This window comes from Crenobacter oryzisoli (assembly GCF_030385785.1).
Taxonomy (GTDB): domain Bacteria; phylum Pseudomonadota; class Gammaproteobacteria; order Burkholderiales; family Chromobacteriaceae; genus Crenobacter_A; species Crenobacter_A oryzisoli.
This window is the reverse complement of the sequence record NZ_JAUEDK010000098.1, coordinates 1-3,463: the sequence shown is the minus strand read 5'-3', so window position 1 is coordinate 3,463 and position 3,463 is coordinate 1. Positions and strand designations below refer to the sequence as shown.

Sequence of the window (3,463 nt, the reverse complement as noted above, 5' to 3'; positions counted from 1 at the left end):
CCTGTAGCAGCAGTTCGGCACTGAGGAAGCCCTTGTCGAACACCGTGAGCGAATGGTCAGGGATCGCCTGGAGCAGGTCACGGGCATAGCGCATTTCATTCTTGGCGTATTCGCCAAAGACAGCCTCCCGCACCAGATGCGTCGCCAGCGAAGTCAACGTCAGCAGCCGCAACTGCGGATAGCTGGCGGCTACGCCGGAGGCATAAGCCTGTGCACCGAAGTGCTGACGATTCTCTGGGTATCCGAGGTGCGCAAGGTACTGCCATCAATCGCGTAGCGGGCCAATCCGCGCCAGCTTCTTCCCTGCTGATGCCGCTCATCCCAAACCAGCGCGCTGAGCCCGAAGAGTTGGGCCAACGGTTCCTCGCCGAGGCGCTGCCGCGCCTGGGTCAAGGCGCTCTTGGCAATCTCTGGATTGACCTCGTCAGGCAGCACCAGATCGAGATGAGCGACGACCTCCGGGATGGGCTGATGCCGGTACATCGCCAACGCAATGACCAGCCAGACGACCTGTTCGGCCGGCAATTTACGCCGCCGCACGCTGGCTTTGCCGGTCACTGCAAGCGCGTGGGCGATCCATGCCGGGTCAATTTGCTGAGAAAGTGCAGAGAAATCAGGGTGTTTATGAGCCTTGCTTACCATCTTGACCAACGTGAGGGAGTCAACCTGGCCGGAATATGAGCAAGATTCGCACCATGAAAAATGCCGTTCACTTGCTTAAGTGAACGGCATTACCCGCATGGGGGCCTTTGTCATGGGCGACGGCCGGATCAGGCCAGCTCGGTGCTCACCGCGATATTGCCGTGGGTGGCGCGCGAGTACGGGCAGACCTCGTGGGCGCGGGCGATCAGGGTGGTGGCCGCGGCGGTGTCCACGCCCGGCAGCACGGCAGTCAGCTGCACCGCGATGTCGAAGCCGCCATCATCGGCCTTGCCGATCGACACCGCCGCTTCGACCCGGGCGTCGGCTGGCAGCGCCAGCTTCTGCTGGCTGGCGACCAGTTTCAGCGCCGACAGGAAGCAGGCGGAATAGCCGGCGGCGAACAGCTGCTCGGGGTTGGTGGCGTTGCCGGCGCCGCCCAGCTCCTTGGGCATCGCCAGGGGTAGATCGAGGATGCCGTCGCTGCTGGTGGCGCGGCCGTCGCGGCCGCCGGTGGCTTTGGCGTGAGCGGTGTACAGGGTCTGCATGGTGATTCTCCTGGTGGGGGACGAGGGCGCCGGGTGGCGATGCGATGAATGTAGTGTGCAAATTAATTGTGCACAATTTAATTTTCGCAATGCGCTCTATCGTTTCTAGCAATCGCCCCCGCCGGGGGCAGGCACGCCGGCTGGGCCCACTGTACCCCTCGTCGCGACAGTGACTGGAAAACAGGTTCGGCCGACCCGGTTGGGCCGGCCGGGCCATCGTCAGGCCGCGACGCCGTTTTCGAGCAGGGCGGCGTAACGGGCCAGGTCGACGTTGCCGCCCGAAACCACCACGCCGACCCGCTGGCCGGGCACGGCGAGCTTACCGGACAGCACCGCCGCGGCGGCGAGGCAGCCGGTCGGCTCGACCACCAGCTTCATCCGGCTGGCGAAGAAGCGCATCGCCTCGACCAGCTCGGCGTCGCTGACGGTGACGATGTCGTCGACCAGCGCCTGCAGCACCGGGAAGGTCAGCTCGCCCAGGTGCTGGGTCTGCGCGCCGTCGGCGATGGTGCGCGGCGTGTCGATGTGGACGATGCGGCCGGCGCGCAGGCTTTGCTGCGCGTCGTTGCCGGCTTCCGGTTCCACGCCGATGATGCGGCAGGCCGGGTTGAGCGCCTTTGCCGCCACCGCGCAGCCGGACAGCAGGCCGCCGCCGCCCAGGCACACCACCAGCGTGTCGAGCGGGCCGGCGTCCTCGATCAGCTCCTTGGCCACCGTGCCCTGGCCGGCCATCACGTGCGGGTGGTTGTAGGGCGGGATCAGCGTCAAACCGTGCTCGGTGGCCAGGCGCTGGCCGAGCGCCTCGCGGTCCTCTGTGTAGCGGTCGTATAGCACCACCTCGGCACCGTAGCCGCGCGTGGCGGCGATCTTGATCGCCGGGGCGTCCTCCGGCATCACGATGGTGGCCGATACGCCAAGTAGCCGGCCGGCCAGCGCGATCGCCTGGGCATGGTTGCCGGACGAGTAGGCGATCACCCCGGCGGCGCGCTGCGCCGGGCTGAACTGGGCGATCGCATTGTAGGCTCCGCGGAACTTGAACGCCCCCATGCGCTGGACGTTCTCGCACTTGAAGAACAAGTGTGCGCCGGTTGCGTCGTCGGCGGTCGACGAGGTCAGCACCGGGGTGCGGTGCGCGATGCCGGCGATGCGCTGGTGGGCGGCGGCGACGTCGTCGTAACAGATAGCGAGGGACGGCGAGGAGGTCATCGGTCTGCCTTTCGTGAAGGGGAACGGGCGGGCGGCTGGCCCAGCGCATCGATCATGCTATCCGCATGGCTGGCCCGGGTAAATGCGTCCAGCCCGGCCGCGGCAGGGTTGTCATAGGTCAGGGCGAATACGGGGGATAGTTGCTATGTTGGGGCAACAGCCGGCCGCCTAACCGGCCGACGCCTTGTTCGACAAGGAGGCATCGATGGCGTTCTTGCAAAGACTGCGTGAGGGGCTGTTCGCCCTGCTTTGTGTCGTGCTGGCCGCCTGCTCAGCGCCGCACCTGACTGCCTCGTGGCGAGATCCGGGCTACAGCAGCGCACCGTTGGGCAAGGTGATGGTGCTCGGCATCAGCCAGAGCGACGCCAACCGGCGCCTGTTCGAGGACAGCTTCAGCGCGGCGCTGCGTGAGGCCGGGGTCGATGCCCAGATCAGCTATCCGCTGCTGCCTGAGAGTGGCCCGGTCGAGCTGGCGCGCATCCGTGAGGCGCTTGCCAAGGCTGGGGCGGACGGGGTGCTGGTGACCCGGCTGATCAACGTGGAGCAGCGCATCGAGGTGACGCCGGGCACGGGTATCGGGCCAGTGTCCCAGGGCTTCTACGGCTGGTACGGGGCAGCCTGGGCGGCGCTGCCGCCGAGCGTCGAGACCTACAAGGTGCTGACGCTGGAGTCGACGCTGTGGGACATGCAGACCGGACGGGTGATCTGGAGCGGTACCAGCGATACGCTGGAGGTTAGCGACATCGCCAAGTTCAGCCGCGAGCTGGCCAAGGTGCTGATCACCAGGATGCGGGTCGACAGGGTATTGTGAGCGGTACCGATCGGCCCATGAAAAAGCCCCGCATCGCGGGTAATGCCGTTCACTTAAGGAAAAAGCACCGCCCACCAAGGTGGAAAAACGGTGCTTTTTTGTTACTTCCAAGCGTTCTTCGAAGCTAAAATCCGTACATGGACGCCCCAAATTTGCCAAGCGCTCATTTCATGGTGGCTCGAAGGTAGAGATTGCAGCCGTACATGCGGATTTTCAGCGGTAGCGACGTCGCTACCCATCCCTGATGGAATCTGCTGGT

General features: G+C 65.4%; 4 protein-coding genes. 1 reads left to right on the top strand and 3 read right to left on the bottom strand.

The genetic code is table 11. The features are described 5' to 3' along the window. Positions 1 to 189 precede the first annotated feature (189 nt). From QU481_RS23515 to QU481_RS23505, 3 genes are all read right to left on the bottom strand, one after another. Entirely contained in the window at positions 190 to 642 is a 453-nt protein-coding gene (locus QU481_RS23515) for a transposase domain-containing protein (protein WP_289832371.1), read from the bottom strand. A 128-nt stretch (positions 643 to 770) separates the two neighbouring features. Further along, a complete protein-coding gene (locus QU481_RS23510; RefSeq protein WP_289832370.1) occupies positions 771 to 1,187 on the bottom strand; it encodes an organic hydroperoxide resistance protein in 417 nt (138 codons plus the stop codon). Between the two features lie 219 nt (positions 1,188 to 1,406). Then, positions 1,407 to 2,393, bottom strand: a complete 987-nt coding sequence (locus QU481_RS23505) for a threo-3-hydroxy-L-aspartate ammonia-lyase (protein ID WP_289832369.1) — start codon at positions 2,391 to 2,393, stop codon at positions 1,407 to 1,409. Positions 2,394 to 2,598: 205 nt separating this feature from the next. Between QU481_RS23505 and QU481_RS23500 the strand changes: the two genes are divergently transcribed. Further along, entirely contained in the window at positions 2,599 to 3,204 is a 606-nt protein-coding gene (locus tag QU481_RS23500) for a DUF4136 domain-containing protein (protein ID WP_289832368.1), read from the top strand. Positions 3,205 to 3,463 lie beyond the last annotated feature (259 nt).

What these genes read in the sequence shown, in the direction of transcription:
- QU481_RS23515 (WP_289832371.1), bottom strand. Translation starts at nt 642, where the DNA reads ATGGTAAGCAAGGCTCATAAACACCCTGATTTCTCTGCACTTTCTCAG.
- QU481_RS23510 (WP_289832370.1), bottom strand. Translation starts at nt 1,187, where the DNA reads ATGCAGACCCTGTACACCGCTCACGCCAAAGCCACCGGCGGCCGCGAC.
- QU481_RS23505 (WP_289832369.1), bottom strand. Translation starts at nt 2,393, where the DNA reads ATGACCTCCTCGCCGTCCCTCGCTATCTGTTACGACGACGTCGCCGCC.
- QU481_RS23500 (WP_289832368.1), top strand. Translation starts at nt 2,599, where the DNA reads ATGGCGTTCTTGCAAAGACTGCGTGAGGGGCTGTTCGCCCTGCTTTGT.